This is a genomic window from Pseudarthrobacter sp. NIBRBAC000502772 (assembly GCF_006517235.1).
In the GTDB taxonomy this organism is placed as follows: Bacteria; Actinomycetota; Actinomycetes; order Actinomycetales; family Micrococcaceae; genus Arthrobacter.
This window is the reverse complement of sequence record NZ_CP041188.1, coordinates 4453560-4467661: the sequence shown is the minus strand read 5'-3', so window position 1 is coordinate 4467661 and position 14102 is coordinate 4453560. Positions and strand designations below refer to the sequence as shown.

The 14102-nt window shown below is 65.2% G+C and carries 12 protein-coding genes and 1 tRNA gene; 6 read left to right on the top strand and 7 right to left on the bottom strand.

Features of this window, described 5'->3' with window-relative positions; translation table 11 throughout:
• The first annotated feature begins 1 nt into the window (after window position 1).
• Complete coding sequence (locus NIBR502772_RS20685) at window positions 2-955, top strand: phosphoribosylaminoimidazolesuccinocarboxamide synthase (protein WP_141141607.1); 954 nt, start codon at window positions 2-4, stop codon at window positions 953-955.
• A 55-nt stretch (window positions 956-1010) separates the two neighbouring features.
• On the opposite strand, the gene NIBR502772_RS20680 is transcribed toward NIBR502772_RS20685, so the two are convergent.
• Window positions 1011-2285, bottom strand: coding sequence for a helix-turn-helix transcriptional regulator (locus NIBR502772_RS20680; RefSeq protein ID WP_141141606.1), 1275 nt, complete (start codon window positions 2283-2285; stop codon window positions 1011-1013).
• 132 nt (window positions 2286-2417) lie between these two features.
• On the opposite strand from NIBR502772_RS20680, the gene NIBR502772_RS20675 reads away from it, so the two are divergent.
• Window positions 2418-2630 carry a hypothetical protein gene (locus NIBR502772_RS20675; RefSeq protein ID WP_141141605.1) on the top strand — a complete coding sequence of 71 codons (213 nt, stop codon included), beginning with the start codon at window positions 2418-2420 and terminating at the stop codon, window positions 2628-2630.
• Window positions 2631-2779: 149 nt separating this feature from the next.
• On the opposite strand, the gene NIBR502772_RS20670 is transcribed toward NIBR502772_RS20675, so the two are convergent.
• The 5 genes from NIBR502772_RS20670 to NIBR502772_RS20650 all read right to left on the bottom strand — a co-directional run bounded on the left by NIBR502772_RS20670 (window position 2780) and on the right by NIBR502772_RS20650 (window position 9978).
• Window positions 2780-2856, bottom strand: a tRNA-Pro gene (locus NIBR502772_RS20670).
• A gap of 81 nt (window positions 2857-2937) precedes the next feature.
• The gene (locus tag NIBR502772_RS20665) at window positions 2938-4866 is read right to left on the bottom strand and encodes an ABC transporter ATP-binding protein (RefSeq protein ID WP_141141604.1); all 1929 of its coding nucleotides are present in this window, start codon (window positions 4864-4866) and stop codon (window positions 2938-2940) included.
• Window positions 4863-6671, bottom strand: a complete 1809-nt coding sequence (locus tag NIBR502772_RS20660) for an ABC transporter ATP-binding protein (RefSeq protein ID WP_141141603.1) — start codon at window positions 6669-6671, stop codon at window positions 4863-4865. Before NIBR502772_RS20660 ends, NIBR502772_RS20665 begins: the two co-directional genes overlap by 4 nt.
• A gap of 82 nt (window positions 6672-6753) precedes the next feature.
• Complete coding sequence (locus NIBR502772_RS20655) at window positions 6754-7701, bottom strand: metallophosphoesterase (RefSeq protein WP_141141602.1); 948 nt, start codon at window positions 7699-7701, stop codon at window positions 6754-6756.
• A 6-nt stretch (window positions 7702-7707) separates the two neighbouring features.
• Entirely contained in the window at window positions 7708-9978 is a 2271-nt protein-coding gene (locus NIBR502772_RS20650; protein ID WP_141141601.1) for a transglycosylase domain-containing protein, read from the bottom strand.
• A gap of 37 nt (window positions 9979-10015) precedes the next feature.
• Here NIBR502772_RS20650 and NIBR502772_RS20645 point away from each other — a divergent pair, with 37 nt between their 5' ends.
• From NIBR502772_RS20645 to NIBR502772_RS20635, 3 genes are read left to right on the top strand one after another with little or no spacing between them, the layout of a single operon-like run.
• Window positions 10016-10171 (top strand): DUF4177 domain-containing protein, encoded by a 156-nt coding sequence (locus tag NIBR502772_RS20645; protein ID WP_099093395.1) that lies wholly within the window; start codon window positions 10016-10018, stop codon window positions 10169-10171.
• A 2-nt stretch (window positions 10172-10173) separates the two neighbouring features.
• Window positions 10174-10707: a RidA family protein gene (locus NIBR502772_RS20640; protein WP_058931305.1), complete on the top strand. Its 534-nt coding sequence runs from the start codon at window positions 10174-10176 to the stop codon at window positions 10705-10707.
• A gap of 17 nt (window positions 10708-10724) precedes the next feature.
• The gene (locus tag NIBR502772_RS20635; protein WP_141141600.1) at window positions 10725-11636 is read left to right on the top strand and encodes an NUDIX hydrolase; all 912 of its coding nucleotides are present in this window, start codon (window positions 10725-10727) and stop codon (window positions 11634-11636) included.
• Between the two features lie 323 nt (window positions 11637-11959).
• Here the strand turns inward: NIBR502772_RS20635 and NIBR502772_RS20630 are convergent, their stop codons facing one another.
• Window positions 11960-12637, bottom strand: coding sequence for a Crp/Fnr family transcriptional regulator (locus NIBR502772_RS20630; RefSeq protein WP_011693220.1), 678 nt, complete (start codon window positions 12635-12637; stop codon window positions 11960-11962).
• Between the two features lie 265 nt (window positions 12638-12902).
• On the opposite strand from NIBR502772_RS20630, the gene NIBR502772_RS20625 reads away from it, so the two are divergent.
• Window positions 12903-14087 (top strand): MarP family serine protease, encoded by a 1185-nt coding sequence (locus tag NIBR502772_RS20625; protein ID WP_141141599.1) that lies wholly within the window; start codon window positions 12903-12905, stop codon window positions 14085-14087.
• The last annotated feature ends 15 nt before the right edge of the window (window positions 14088-14102 follow it).

The following is a 14102-nucleotide window of genomic DNA, read 5'->3' as shown; positions in this document are numbered from 1 at the left end:
CATGACTGAGAACTCCGCCCAGGAACCACAGCCGCCCCGCGGCTTCAGCACCGAAACCCTGGACCTGCCGGGCTGGACGCACGTTTACTCCGGCAAGGTCCGCGACCTCTACGAGCCGGCGGACGAAGCCACGCGCCAGCAGGTAGGACAGGACTGCGTCCTGGTGGTGGCAAGCGACCGCATCAGCGCCTTCGACCACGTGCTGGCCAGTGAAATCCCGGACAAGGGCCGCATCCTCACGCAGTTGAGCCTGTGGTGGTTTGACCAGCTTGACGTGGTCCACCACGTGCTGGCATCCACCGTGGAGGACGGCGTTCCTGCGGCCGTGGAAGGCCGCGCGATGATCTGCCGGAAGCTGGACATGTTCCCCGTGGAATGCATCGCCCGCGGCTATCTCACCGGCACCGGGCTGCTGGAGTACAAGGCCCGGGGGACGGTCTGCGAGATTCCGCTGCCGCCGGGCCTGGTGGACGGGTCCCGGCTGGAACAGGCCATCTTCACACCGTCCGCCAAGGCCGATGTGGGCGAGCATGACGAGAACATCTCCTACAACGATGTTGTGGCCATGGTGGGGGACGACATCGCCGCACGCCTGAGCGAACTGACCCTGAAGATCTACACCGGCGCCGAGAAGATCGCGCGCGAACGCGGCATCATCCTGGCCGATACCAAGGTGGAGTTCGGCTACGACGCCGTGTCCGGGGCCATCACCCTGGGCGATGAGGTCCTGACGCCGGATTCCTCCCGTTTCTGGGATGCGGCCACGTATGAGCCGGGCAAGGCGCAGCCTTCGTATGACAAGCAGTATGTGCGCGACTGGCTCACGTCGGCCGAATCCGGCTGGGACAAGAGCTCAGACGTGGCGCCGCCCGCCCTGCCCGCGGACGTCGTGGCCCGGACGCGCAGCCGCTACGTCGAGGCCTACGAGAAAATCACGGGCAAGACGTTCGCCTAGAACACCTTTGACGGGCCCGGCTTCGCGCCGGGCCCGTTTTGGGGCTCGGCCGGTCCTAGCTTGCTTTGACGTCTTTCGCTGCTGCTGCGGCCCGCTGCTGGGCCAGCCTGATCTCAAGGACTGCATCGAGTGCCTGCTGGACGCGGTCCGAGGCTCCCGCGGCGCTGAAGGCCTTCTGCGCTTCCTCGAGGTAGACCAGGGCTTCGTCGGACTCGCCGGCGGCTTTCAGCGACTTGCCCAGCAGGAGTGAAACTTCCCCTGCCGTGTGCTTGGCCAGCGCGTCGGATTCCGCGTGGATCTCCCGGAGCTTGTTGATGGCAGCCACGATGTCGCCGGTGAGATAGAGCCAGCGGGCGCGGATGAACGCAACTTCCAGCTGGTCGCTCTTGTTGCCCCCCACAATGGACAGCGCCAGTTCGGCGCGCTCGATGCTGGAAAGTGTTTCCGGTTCGACGATTCCGGAGGACAGCCGGACGGCGGCCGAGGCCTTGTTGAAACGGGCCCAGAGATCGATGTCGTTAGCGGGCGACAGCATCCGGGCGGCGCGCTCGTGGTACTTGATGCCCTCGGGGTAGTCGTGCCGCATAAAGGCCACGTTGCCGATCACCCAGGCAACCTCACCGGCGAGCTGGGACATGGAGTGCTCGTCCATCTGGTCATTCATGGCCTGGCAGTATTTCCAGGCCTCGTCGAGGCGGCCGCTCTCCGCCAGTGCCCCAATCAGCGCGCGGTAGGCGCCGATGATCAGGGTGGATCCGTTGGGCAGCTGGCCGCAGAGCTGGACGGCCGCCAGCGCATGCTCCACGGCAGTGCTCAGCTGGCCCTGTCCCTGGCAGATGGCGGCGAGCATCTGGCGGGCACGGACGGCAAGGCCGGCAGACTCGGTGGCCATCGGGTGCTCCAGGAGGTGCTGCATGATCTTTTGGCATTCCTGCCAGTTGCCCTGTTTGATCAGGCATTCGGCCTGCATGTAGGTCATGTTCCACCACGCGCTGGTGTTCTTGCCCTCCAGGGCTATCTGGGCTGCGTTGGCTGCGTGCGTGGCCGCCAGCGGGTAGTCCCGGAGGTCCCAGGCCTGGCGCGCGTAGAGGCCAGCCAGGACGTACTCGGCGTCGCTGACGGTGATGGGCTGGCTCCAGGCTTCCAGCGCCTTGGGCGCCAGCTCCAGCCTGCGGGCGAGCTCCTCGATCACTTCGGCCGTCGGCTCACGGCGGCCGGTTTCGAGGAGGGAGATGTAACTGGGGGAATACAGGTCCTTGCCCAGTTCAGCCTGTGTCAGCCCACGTTCGAGACGCTCCGCACGGAGCTTCTCCCCGAATCCGTTGCCCACGGGATTTCCTCCTGATTCTGGACAGTCTTTGTACTCAATGCTTGACAGTCCCTGTGGAAAACATTTTACAATGTATGTCAACAAGGACAGTGCTGACTTTGTAACGAATCCGACTCGTATTGAGGAACTTATATGTTGAAGAAGATTGCGGCCGCTGGCGTTCTCGCTGCTGCCCTGGCATTTTCTGCGGCGGCCCCGGCTGTCCTGTCGGCAGGTTCCATCGCCGACACCACCGGCGTATCCGTAGCCGTTGGCAACTGGCCCGATCCCATGTCCAAGCCCGTCAAGGACAAGACCGGCACGACCTACACCACGTACGTTGGCAACTGGCCCGACCCGATGTAAGGAATCCTCTCAGGAGGTGCGGCCCCGGGGCATGGTCATCATGCCCCGGGGCTATTTCTTTGTCCGGGCACTTGACCGTTCCTAGCCCGGGCGCTTGACAGCCGGGAAACACAAAAGAGGGCCTCCCCTGGGGGAGACCCTCTTTCAATTGGTCGGGATGACAGGATTTGAACCTGCGACCTCGTCGTCCCGAACGACGCGCGCTACCAAGCTGCGCCACATCCCGATCCGCTGCAAAAGCAACTTTACAAGAATAGCCGACGCCGGGCCCGGATGTGAAATCGGCGGCGCAGGCCGGGTCAGATCCTTAGACCAGGGAGTCCTTCCAGGCGCCGTGGAGGTCTGCGAAGCGTCCGCCGCCGCCGATGAGTTCCGCGGGGGTGCCGTCCTCAACCACGCGCCCGTCGTGGACCACCAGGACGCGGTCGGCAGTTTCAACGGTGGAGAGGCGGTGCGCGATGATCAGCGCCGTCCGGCCGCCGCCCGCAGCAGCTGACCTCTCCGCCGCAGACCCCTCCGCCGCAGACCCCGCACCAGACGAGCCCGCACCAGACGAGCCCGGGGCGCCTGCCGGACTGCCGGCGTCGGACGTTGCCCGCAGAAGGCGCGCCAGGCCGCTCTGGACGAGCCGCTCTGAGGGGATGTCCAGGGACGAGGTGGCCTCGTCCAGGATCAGCACCGCCGGGCGGGCCAAGAACGCCCGGGCGAAGCTGATCAGCTGCCGTTGCCCGGAGGACACCCTGCCGCCGCGCTTGTTGACGTCCGTGTCATAGCCTTCGGGGAGGTCGGTAATGAACTCGTGGGCGCCCACGGCCCGGGCGGCATCCTCGATCTCTGCCCGCGAAGCCTCCGGCCGGCCCAGCGCGATGTTGTCCGCCACGGAACCGCTGAACAGGAACGCTTCCTGGGTGACCATCACGATGTTCCGGCGCAGGTCCGTGGTGGTGAGGCTGCGCAGGTCCACGCCGTCCAGGGTCAGGGAGCCGGAGGAGACGTCGTAGAAGCGGGCGATCAGCTTGGCCAGCGTGGATTTCCCGGCGCCGGTCTGCCCCACCAGGGCAACGGTCTGGCCGGCGGGGATGTGCAGGTCCATGGTGGGGATGACCACCGGGCCGTCGCCGTAGCGGAACTCCACACCCTTGAAATCGACGGCGCCACTGGCATCGCGGAGCGCAACAGGGTTCTTGGGCGGACGGACCGTGGGAACCTCTTCCAGCAGGCCGGACACCTTCTCCAGGGCAGCCTGGGCGCTCTGGAAGGAGTTGTAGAACATGGCCATCTGGTCCACCGGCTGGAAGAAGCGTTTGGTGGAAAGGATCAGTGCCAGCAGTACGCCCACGGCGAGGTCCCCGCCCAGGACGCGGAACCCGCCGAACAGGAGCACCACGGCCACGCAGACGTTGCCGATCAGCACCAGGCCGGGCTGGAAGATGCCGTTGAGGTTGATGGAGCGCACGGTAACCAGCCGGTAGTCCTCTGCTAGCTGGCCGTACTTCGCGGCGTTCTCGGTTTCCTTGCGGAAGGCCTTCACGGCGCGGATCCCGGTCATGGTTTCCACAAAGTGCACAATCAGCCGGGCGGAGACCACACGGGACTCACGGAACACGATCTGGGAGTGCTTCTGGTACCAGCGCGACAGGAAGTACATCGGGACGCCGGCGGCCAGCACGATCAGGCCGCTGCGCCAGTCCAGGGCAAACACCGTGACAGCCGTGAAGACCATAAACAGCAGGCCCGAGGCCAGGGAGCTGACGCCGGAGTCGAGGAGTTCCCGCAGCGCCTCCAGGTCCGAGGTCTGCCGGGCGATGATCCGTCCCGACGTGTACTTTTCGTGGAACTCCAGGCTCAGGCGCTGCGTGTGCCGGAAGACCCGGACGCGCAGGTCCAGCAGCATCGCCTGGCTGAGCCGCGCCGTGGAGGTGACGTAGAGGGCGGTGAGTCCCGCCGTCGCGATCGCTGCGAGCAGGTAGGCGACGCCGGTAAGCACCAGAGGGAGGTTGTCGCCCGCCTGCAACGACGGGAGGGCGTGGTCGATGCCGAACGCGATCAGTGCAGGCCCGGCCACGCGCGCGGCCTGGGACAGGACCACGGTGGCGATGGTCAGCCAGAACCTGAGCCGCACCGGACGGATCAGCGTGGCCAAAAGGGCGAGCGAACGCCGTCGTACGGTTTTACTGTCCGACTTGCTGAGGTGGGTGTTGTCCTCATTGGCGGTGCCGAAGGTTGCGTTACTCATCGGATGCTGTCCTCTGACTCGTCCTCAAGCTCCGACAGTTCCGAATCCAGGTCCCGTGGTTCCTGGTCCAGGCTGGCGATGACGTAGCGGTAATGGGGGTTGTGCGCCAGAAGTTCCGTGTGGGTTCCGACGGCGGCGATCCGGCCATCCTCGAGCAGCGCCACCCGGTCAGCCAGCGCAACGGTGGACGGGCGGTGCGCAACGATCAGTGTGGTGGTGTCCTTCAGGACCGCCCGGAGCCGGGTTTCCACGAGCTCCTCGGTGTGCACGTCCAGGGCCGAGAGCGGATCGTCCAGCACGAGCACCCGGGGCCGCGCCGCGATGGCCCGTGCCAGGGCGATCCGCTGCCGCTGCCCGCCGGAGAGGCTCAGGCCCTCCTCGCCGATGAGTGTGTCCACGCCCTCCGGCAGCGAGTACGCGAAGTGGGCCTGCGCCACATCCAGGGCTTCGTCCAGGGCTTCCTCGGTCCGGTCCGGCGCCCCGAGGAGCACGTTGTCGCGGACGGAACTGGAGAACAGGGTCGTGTCCTCGAACGCGACGCCCACCACGCGCCGGAGCCCGTCGACGTCGAACTCGCGCAGGTCCACCCCGTCGATCGTGATGGAGCCGTCGGTGACGTCGAACAGGCGCGGGACCAGCTGGATCAGCGCGCTCTTGCCGCTTCCCGTGATGCCCACCAGAGCCATGGTCTCGCCCGGCCGGACGTCCAGGTTGATCTCTTTAAGGATGGGCTTGTCCGGTGCGTCCTCGAACGCGAACGTGGCGTTCTTGAAGCTGAGCGCGCCCTTCAGCTGCGAGGGGCTGCGCGGCGCCGGGGGACTGGTGATGGTGTTGACCGAATCCATGACCTCGAAGTGGCGGTCGACGGCGGACTTGGCGGTGAGTGCCATGGCCAGCAGCATGCCGGAGAACTCCACCGGCGCGGCGATGACGGCGGCGGTGGCGAAGAACGCCACCAGGGCGCCGATGCTCAGCTGGCCGCTGGCGCAGAGCATCACACCCACCACCAGCCCGGCGCCGAGTGCGAGTTCCGGCAGCAGGGTAACCACCATGGTGAACGTCGCCTGGTGCTTCGCCTTCACGATCTCGGTCTGGCGGAGTTCCTCGGCCTGTTCGTTGAAGTTCTCCAGGGCCTCGCGGCTGCGGCCGAAGGCCTTCAGGACGCGGATGCCGTGGACGGATTCCTCCACCGTGGTGGCGAGGTCGCCGGCCTGGTCCTGGCTCCGCCGCGCCACTTTGCTGAAGCGCGTCCGGAACCGGAAGCCGTATGCCATGATGGGCACCGCCGCGGCCAGGAAGATCAGGGCCAGCTGCCAGCTCATGGAGAACATGACCACAATGCCGATGACCACCGTGAGTGTGGTGACCACCAGCATGATGGCACCGAACGCCATCCAGCGGCGCAGGAAGTTCAGGTCCGTCATGGCACGCGACAGCAGCTGGCCGGAGCCCCAGCGGTCGTGGAAGGACACCGTCAGGTCCTGCAGGTGCCCGTAGAGCGAGACCCGCATCCGGGTTTCCACGGTGGTGGCCGGGTTGATCACAAACTGCCGGCGGAGCGCCACGAGTCCCGCCTCGGCGATGCCCAGGACCAGGATGACGACGGCGGCAGTCCAGACGGCGTCCGACGTGCCATCGGGTTTAAGGGACTCATTGACGAGGACCCGCAGCACCTGCGGGATGGTCAGCGCCACGACGCTGGCCAGGAGTGCGCAGAGGAGTCCCATCACCAGCCGGGGGATGATCGGCCTCACGTGAGGGTAAAGACGGCTGATGGATCTGAAAAATGAGGTCTGCTTGGCCATGCCCGCTTCTCAAGCTCTAAATCGAATGTAGTTTCCCTTAGCAACTACCCTATGCCATGGCGTGACCAGGTTCACACCTTCGTTATTCGGGGGAGGTGAGCGTCAGCAGGACGGCCTCGGGTTTGCAGGCGATGCGGATGGGAGCGAACCGGGAGGTGCCGATGCCGCCCGAGACGTTCACCGGCGTCGTACGTCCGTTGCTTTCCCAGTTGTTGAGTCCCTTGGCCCGCCACGTGGGGAGGTCGCAGTTGGACACCAGGGCGCCGTAGCCGGGGACGCAGAGCTGGCCGCCATGGGTGTGGCCCGCCAGCAGCAGGTCCGCGCCGTCCTGCGTGAAATGGTCCAGGACCCGCTGGTACGGGGCATGGATGACCGCAACCCGGAGGTGCGCGTTCTGGTCCTGGTCACGGGTGCCGCGGGGCCAGCCCGCATAGCGCTCCCGGCCCAAGTGCGGATCGTCCACGCCGGAGAAGTCGAAACGGATGCCCTTCAGTACCACCGATTGGTGCCGGTTGGTGAGGTCCACCCAGCCACGCATGCCGAAGCCGGACCGCAGCCGTGGCCAGTCCAGTTCGGTTTGTTTGGGCTTAATCTTCGATGGACCCAGCAGGTAGGACGCGGGGTTCTTGAAGCTCGGGCCGTAGTAGTCGTTGGACCCCGGGACGAAAACGCCGGGGAATTCCAGGAGCGGGCGCAGTGCCTTAAGCAGGGGGTCCACCGCCTTGACGTGGCTGAGGTTGTCCCCGGTATTGACCACCAGGTCGGGCTCCAGCGACGCCAGCGACTCAAGCCAACGCGCCTTGGTGTCCTGGCCCGGGACGAAGTGGATGTCGCTCAGGTGCAGGACGCGGAAGGGAGGGTGGCCTGCGGGCAGGATGGGCAGTGCCTCCTCGCGCAGGACAAACTGGTTCTTCTCCCACAGCCCGTATCCGAAGGCGGCGATCCCCGCCGCAGCGCCCGCGCCGGCGGTGACGGCAAAGCCGCGCCCGATGTTCCGGACGCGGCTGGCCAATGCTGTGCTGACTGCCATGGGCGGCTAGTTCTTCTTATCGCCGTTACCGGGCGCAGACGGCGCAGTGGACGGCTGCGGGGCCGGAGCCGTGGCAGGCGCGGTGGCCGGCGTTGACGGCGTGGTCCGGGCAGGCGTTCCGCTCACCATGTTGGTGGGCGGGGCCGTGAACGGGTTCGTGCCATATGCCGGAGCGACCTGGGCCATGTACTTGGAGAACATGGGACCGGCGATCATATAACCGTCGATCGCCTTGTAGACCTGTCCGTTGATGGTCAGGTTCCGGCCGGGCCGGAGCTGGTCACCCAGCGGGTCGCCGAACCATGCTGCAGTGGCCACCCCGGTGGTGAAGCCGACCACCCAGGTGGAGCCGTTGGTGTCATTGGTACCTGTCTTGGCAGCCACCGGGAAGTTGGTTTTGGTGGAGATCCGGGGCTTGATGAGGGATCCGGACCCCTCATCCAGAACCTTCTGCAAGGCATACGCAACGCCCCGGGCGACCTCCGGTTTGACGGCATCCTTGCAGTTGGAGGACTGGGCCGGGAGCTGTGCGCCGGCCTGGTCCGTGACAGAGGTGATGGCGATGGGCTCGCAGTACTTGCCGTCGTTGGCGAACGTGGCAAACGCGGAGGCCATGGTCAGCGGGGCGGTTTGCGTGGAGCCGATCAGGTTAGCCAAAGTGGTCATCTTGACCGGCGGGTTGGGATCGTCACCCACCGGCAGGCCACCGTGGATACCGACGGCGTCCACAATCTTCTGGATGCCGCAGAGGTCAACCTGCGCCGCCGACGCGAAGGTGGCCGTATTGATCGAGTTCTGCAGGCCGTACAGGACCGTCATGTTCCGGTAGTAGCCGTCGTCGGAGTTCTGCAGGTCGAAGCTGCCGGGAATCCTGGCGTCGTACCAGCCCACGGTGGGTTCCGGGCAGGTGTTCTTCCAGGGGAAGTTCTGCGGGTATTTGCGTGTGGCGGCGTTGAGGTTGGTGTTCATCGACTTGCCCTCGTTCAGCCATTCGGCGAACGTGAAGGGCTTCATGGTGGAACCGGGCTGGAATCCGCCCAGGCCGTTGAGGTCGTTGCCGTCCTTGTCCAGGCTGTCCACGTTGAAGTTCTGCGTCTGGTTGAACTTGCCTTCGGTGGGCAGGTACGACGTGTTCTGCGCCATGTTCAGGATCTTGCCGGTGGTGGGCTGCACGGAAACGATGGACGCGCCCCAGTTGTCAGGGTTGACGCCGGCCGCCGCATCCGACTCGGCCTGTGCCACGTTCTGGGCGTTAACGTCCAGCGTTGTGGTGATGGTCAGGCCGCCGCGGAACACCATCTGCTCACGCTCTTTGGGAGTGGCGCCGTAGGCCGGGTTGTTGAGCAGCAGGTGCAGCACATAGTCGCAGAAATAAGGTGCCGTGGAGGCGTACGCGCAGCCCTGGCGTGACGGCGTGACCTTCGGCTCCACCGGGGTGGCCACGGCGGCGTCGTGATCAACCTGCGTGATCTTTCCCTGGTTCAGCATCAGGCCCAGGACCAGGTCGCGACGCTCCTTGGCGTTCTCCGGGTTGGTGATGGGATCAAACGCTGACGGGCTGTTGACGAGCCCTGCAAGGAGTGCTGCCTGCGGGAGGGTCAGATCCTTCGCGGTGCTGCTGAAGAAGAATTTGGACGCGGCCTCGATGCCGTAAGCGTCGCGGTTGAAGAAGACGATGTTGAGGTAACCCTCGAGGATCTGCTCCTTGGAGAATTTCTTCTCCAGGGCGATCGCGAGCTTCATTTCGCGAAGCTTGTCTCCCACGCCCTTGTTAACACCGTTGAGCTTGATGTCATCAGTGTTTCCCTCGGCGGCGAGGTTGGCGTTGAGTACGTTGTTCACGTATTGCTGGGTGATGGTGGAGGCACCCTGTTTGTTGCCGCGGGCCGTGCTGACCATGGCGCGGAGGATGCCGGTGGTGTCCACACCGCCATGCTCGTAGAACCGGCTGTCCTCGACAGCGATGATCGCTTCCTTCATGAACGGCGAAATCTGGTCGAGGGCAACCTTGGTCCGGTTTTCCTCGTAGAGATTCGCGATCAGGCTGCCGTCCGCGGCGAGGATCCGGGTGGACTGGCTGGGCGGGTCCACCTGCAGCTCTGCCGGGAGGGTATCGAAGAACTCGATAGAACCGCTTGCCGCGCTGCCGGAAACTGCCGCAGCCGGAACCAGTAGGCCCGCCACCAGGACACCACAAATCGCGCTCACACCGAGGAAACCAAATATCTTTCCGAGGGTAGTGGCCGTGTCGAAAATGGGGTTCTTACGAGTCACCATGTTTTCCACTTTACCGGCAAGGACTAGTCTTTAGCTCATGACCAAATGGGAGTACGCGACGATTCCGCTCATTATTCACGCTACGAAGCAGATACTGGACCAGTGGGGAGAGGACGGCTGGGAGCTCGTCCAGGTAATCACCGGACCGGACGGCAACGGCCTGGTTGCCTACCTCAAGAGGGAGAAGCAGTAGCGATGAGCACCCCCGCAGAGACCACGTCCGGCGCGGAAACCGCGCCGATTTCAGCCGTTGAGCAGCGCCTCGCCGAGCTCGGACTGACCCTTCCCGAGGTGGCCGCTCCCGTCGCCGCCTACGTGCCGGCCGTCATCACCGGCAGCCATGTTTACACCTCCGGCCAGCTGCCGTTTATTAACGGCAAACTCGAAGCAACCGGCAAGGTGTCCACCGGCACAGAGGGCGCCTCCGACGAGCCCACCGTGTCCCCGGAGGATGCCAAGGCCTACGCCGCTGTCTGCGCCATCAACGCTCTGGCGGCCATCAAGAGCGTCATCGGCGATCTGGACCGCATCACCCGCATCGTCAAGGTGGTGGGCTTTGTGTCCTCCGATCCTGCCTTCACCGGACAGCCGGGTGTCATCAACGGCGCGTCCGAGCTCCTCGGCCAGGTCTTTGGTGACGCAGGCCAGCACGCCCGCTCCGCCGTCGGCGTGTCTGTTCTTCCGCTCGACTCTCCCGTAGAGGTCGAACTGATCGCTGAATTCAGCTAAGGACCCGGTTCACTCAATTGCCTCAGCTCGCCCGACGCTTGTTTGCCCTTCCTCCGGATCTTGAAGGGGCTGCCCAAAGCTGGCTCGAACACGGCGAGCGGACGCCGCGTGCCGCCCGATACGCATCGTCCGTCGTGCTTCTGCGGGATTCGCCCACCGGCCTGGAGACGTGGCTGGGGTACCGGCCCGGTTCCTCGCCGCTGGGCGTCCTCGCGTTCCCCGGAGGTTCCCTGGAGGCGTCCGACGACGACGCCGTCGGTTGGCTGGGCCCCTCACCCCAGCATTGGGCCGAGCAGATGGGGACGGACGACGTCGGGCTGGCGCGGCGCCACGTGGTGGGCGCCATCCGCGAACTCTTTGAGGAAGCCGGCGTGCTCCTTGCCGGGCCGGACATGTCCACCACCGTGGAAAACACGTCAACGCAGGACTGGATGCGGGCCCGCGTGGCCGTTGCCGGCCAGGAGAAGACGTTCACGGAGCTCCTCGCCAAGCGGGGACTCTCGCTGCGGACCGACCTGCTGAAGCCGCTCGTCAACTGGCGCAGCCCCGACTTCGCGCACCGCCGCTTCGACACCCGCTATTTCGCCGCCACCGTCCCCATGAACCAGCAGCCCAGCCTGCTGGAGAGCAAGGGCGTCTGGGGCCGCTGGGTGTGCGCCACCAAGGCCATCGCCGCGCGCAGCACCACTGCCCTGGGCGATGAAGTGGGCCAGGAGAACACCGTTGGCCTTACCCTCGGCCAGCTCCTGGTGCCGGGGTCGGAGATCATGCTGGAGAAGATGGCCGCAGCGAACGGCTGCATCGCCTACCTCAGCTACAAACGCAAACCCCACGTGTACCAGGCACGGCTGGTCGAAGAAGAGGGCACGCTCATGCTCGAAGTCGAGGCCGCCAAAACCGTAGCCGGAGACCCCCAGCGCGAACGCTAGCTCCGCGGATCGCCCGGTTAAGTCCGCCGGAAAGCGGCCCTTCGCCGTCGCTTAGACACAACGCATAGGGGAACCTCCGGTCGCTGTGCGACCTCCGGTTCCCGACGCGCCGCGATGCGCTCCTACGCGAAAGACCGCCGTCCGGCTCGACCGCTCTCTCACTTGATGCAGGTTCTTGGGCAACGCTCTCTCACTTCCCGTGCTGCGGAGGCAGGTCGGTCGGTACTGGGGTCTAATCGAGGCGAAGTGCCGTCTTCCGCCGTAGGTGAGTTAACAACAAAAGCCGCTCCGGTTCAGAACCGGAGCGGCTTTTGTTATTTGGCTTAGCGGGAGCGCTGGCGGAGGCGCTGCATGTCGAGGATCACTACGGCACGGGCTTCGAGGCGGAGCCAGCCGCGCTGGACGAACTCTGCCAGGGCCTTGTTGACCGTCTCGCGGGAGGCGCCTACCAGCTGGGCCAGCTCTTCCTGCGTGAGCTCGTGGGCTACCAGGACGCCGTCGGTTGCCGGCCGGCCGAAGCGGTCGGCCAAGTCCAGCAGGGCCTTGGCCACGCGGCCGGGGACGTCGGAGAACACCAGGTCCGAGAGTGAATCGTTGGTGCGGCGCAGCCGACGGGCCAGGGCTTGCAGCAGCTGCGCCGAAACCTCGGGGCGTGTCCGCAGCAGGGCGTTGAGGCTTTCGTTCTTCAGGCCAGCAAGGCGGGTTTCGGAGACAGCCGTGGCCGTGGCCGTGCGGGGGCTGGGGTCAAAGAGTGCCATTTCGCCGAACAGTTCACCCGGGCCGAGGATGGCGAGCAGGGACTCCCTGCCATCGGGGGACGTGCGGCCCAGCTTCACCTTGCCGGAGACGATGAAGTAGAGCTGGTCGCCCTGGTCGCCCTCGCGGAATACCGATGCACCGCGGGAGAGGTCCACCTCGGTCAGCTCGTCCGTCAGCAGGCGGAATGCTTCGTCGTCGAGCGTGGCAAATAGGGGTGCTCGGCGCAGTACCTCGATGTCCATGAAATCTCCTGAATAAAAAGTGTCGGCTGTGGCGCTTTTGCCATTGTTTCAGAATTTTCAAGGTTCTGTGACGTACTTGGCAGCGGAAACGCCGCTGACAGTGTGTAATGCGGGCCCGATCCGGTGCCCGGCCGCGCCCGGGGTGTGAGTTTGACTACTGAACGTGAGGCGAACCTGGCCCTGATAGGCGGGAGACTGGCGCCCACAGAATAATGTCAGCCTGCGCCACTAGAATTGGGTCTCAACCGTATTAGAGGAGCGCTCAGTGTTTGGCTTGACTGTTCTGGACCTGGCGCTGATCCTTGCCCTGCTGTCTTACCTGATCTATGGCCTGCGCAACGGCTTCCTGGTAACCCTTGGGGGTATCGCCGGCTTTGCCGCGGGCGCCGTGGCTGCCTTCTTTGCCGTTCCACTGGTCAGCAACTTCGTGGAAGACTCCGGCTGGAGGCTGACCGCCATCGTGGCCGCCGCCGTCGTTCTGATGGCTCTGGGCCATGGCCTGGGGACCATGATCGGGCGCAAAATCCGCGGCGCCGTGCGGATCAAGCCGCTGCGTGCTGTGGACCGGCTGGTGGGCGGGGCCGTCAATGTGGTGGTCTCGGCATTGGTCATGTCCATGCTTGCCTTCAGCGTCAGCGCCCTGGGCGTTCCGGTTGTGTCCCAGCAACTGGCCGAGTCCAAAGTCATCCGGTACATCGACGGGCTGACCCCTGTCCCGTTGAAGACCACCATGGCGCAGCTGCGGTCAACGGTGATCGGCAACGGAATCCCCACACTGCTGGAAGGTCTGGACCAGGGGCAGCCAGTGGCGGTGCCCAATGCCAGCACCGATACTCCGGCACTGAACCGGGCCGCACAGTCAGTCCTGAAAATAGCCGGAACCGCCTACCAATGCGGGCAGAACCAGACCGGCACCGGCTTTGTGGTTTCGCCTGGCCGGGTTGTGACCAATGCCCACGTTGTGGCGGGCGTGTCGCAGCCGGTGGTTGAAATTCCCGACGGCGGCGCAATGCCCGGGCGGGTGGTGTATTTCGACACCAGGCACGACCTCGCCGTTTTGGCCGTTGACGGGTTGCCTTCCGAACCACTCACGCTGACGTCCGACCTACCGAACGGCAGCCCGGCAGCTTTCGCGGGGTACCCTCACGGCGGTCCGTTCCAGTCCAACCCCGCCACGGTCCAGGACATCACCTCGGTTCTGGTGCCCGACATCTACGGCGAAAACCCGGCCCCGGAAGAGATCTACCGCCTCGCCGGCAACGTCCAGCCCGGGAACTCGGGCGGCCCGCTGCTGACCATGGAGGGCCTGGTGGCGGGCGTCATTTTCGCCAAGGCAACCTCGGACACCGAAATGGGTTTCGCGATCACCATGAATGACCTGTTCCCGGTCGCATCCCAGGCCGCAAGCCTCAGCGCTCCTGTCTCCTCCGGGCAGTGCATTCAGAAGTAGCCCGGGCGGCCTGAG

What these genes read in the sequence shown, in the direction of transcription:
- NIBR502772_RS20685 (WP_141141607.1), top strand. Translation starts at nt 2, where the DNA reads ATGACTGAGAACTCCGCCCAGGAACCACAGCCGCCCCGCGGCTTCAGC.
- NIBR502772_RS20675 (WP_141141605.1), top strand. Translation starts at nt 2,418, where the DNA reads ATGTTGAAGAAGATTGCGGCCGCTGGCGTTCTCGCTGCTGCCCTGGCA.
- NIBR502772_RS20665 (WP_141141604.1), bottom strand. Translation starts at nt 4,866, where the DNA reads ATGAGTAACGCAACCTTCGGCACCGCCAATGAGGACAACACCCACCTC.
- NIBR502772_RS20660 (WP_141141603.1), bottom strand. Translation starts at nt 6,671, where the DNA reads ATGGCCAAGCAGACCTCATTTTTCAGATCCATCAGCCGTCTTTACCCT.
- NIBR502772_RS20655 (WP_141141602.1), bottom strand. Translation starts at nt 7,701, where the DNA reads ATGGCAGTCAGCACAGCATTGGCCAGCCGCGTCCGGAACATCGGGCGC.
- NIBR502772_RS20650 (WP_141141601.1), bottom strand. Translation starts at nt 9,978, where the DNA reads ATGGTGACTCGTAAGAACCCCATTTTCGACACGGCCACTACCCTCGGA.
- NIBR502772_RS20645 (WP_099093395.1), top strand. Translation starts at nt 10,016, where the DNA reads ATGACCAAATGGGAGTACGCGACGATTCCGCTCATTATTCACGCTACG.
- NIBR502772_RS20640 (WP_058931305.1), top strand. Translation starts at nt 10,174, where the DNA reads ATGAGCACCCCCGCAGAGACCACGTCCGGCGCGGAAACCGCGCCGATT.
- NIBR502772_RS20630 (WP_011693220.1), bottom strand. Translation starts at nt 12,637, where the DNA reads ATGGACATCGAGGTACTGCGCCGAGCACCCCTATTTGCCACGCTCGAC.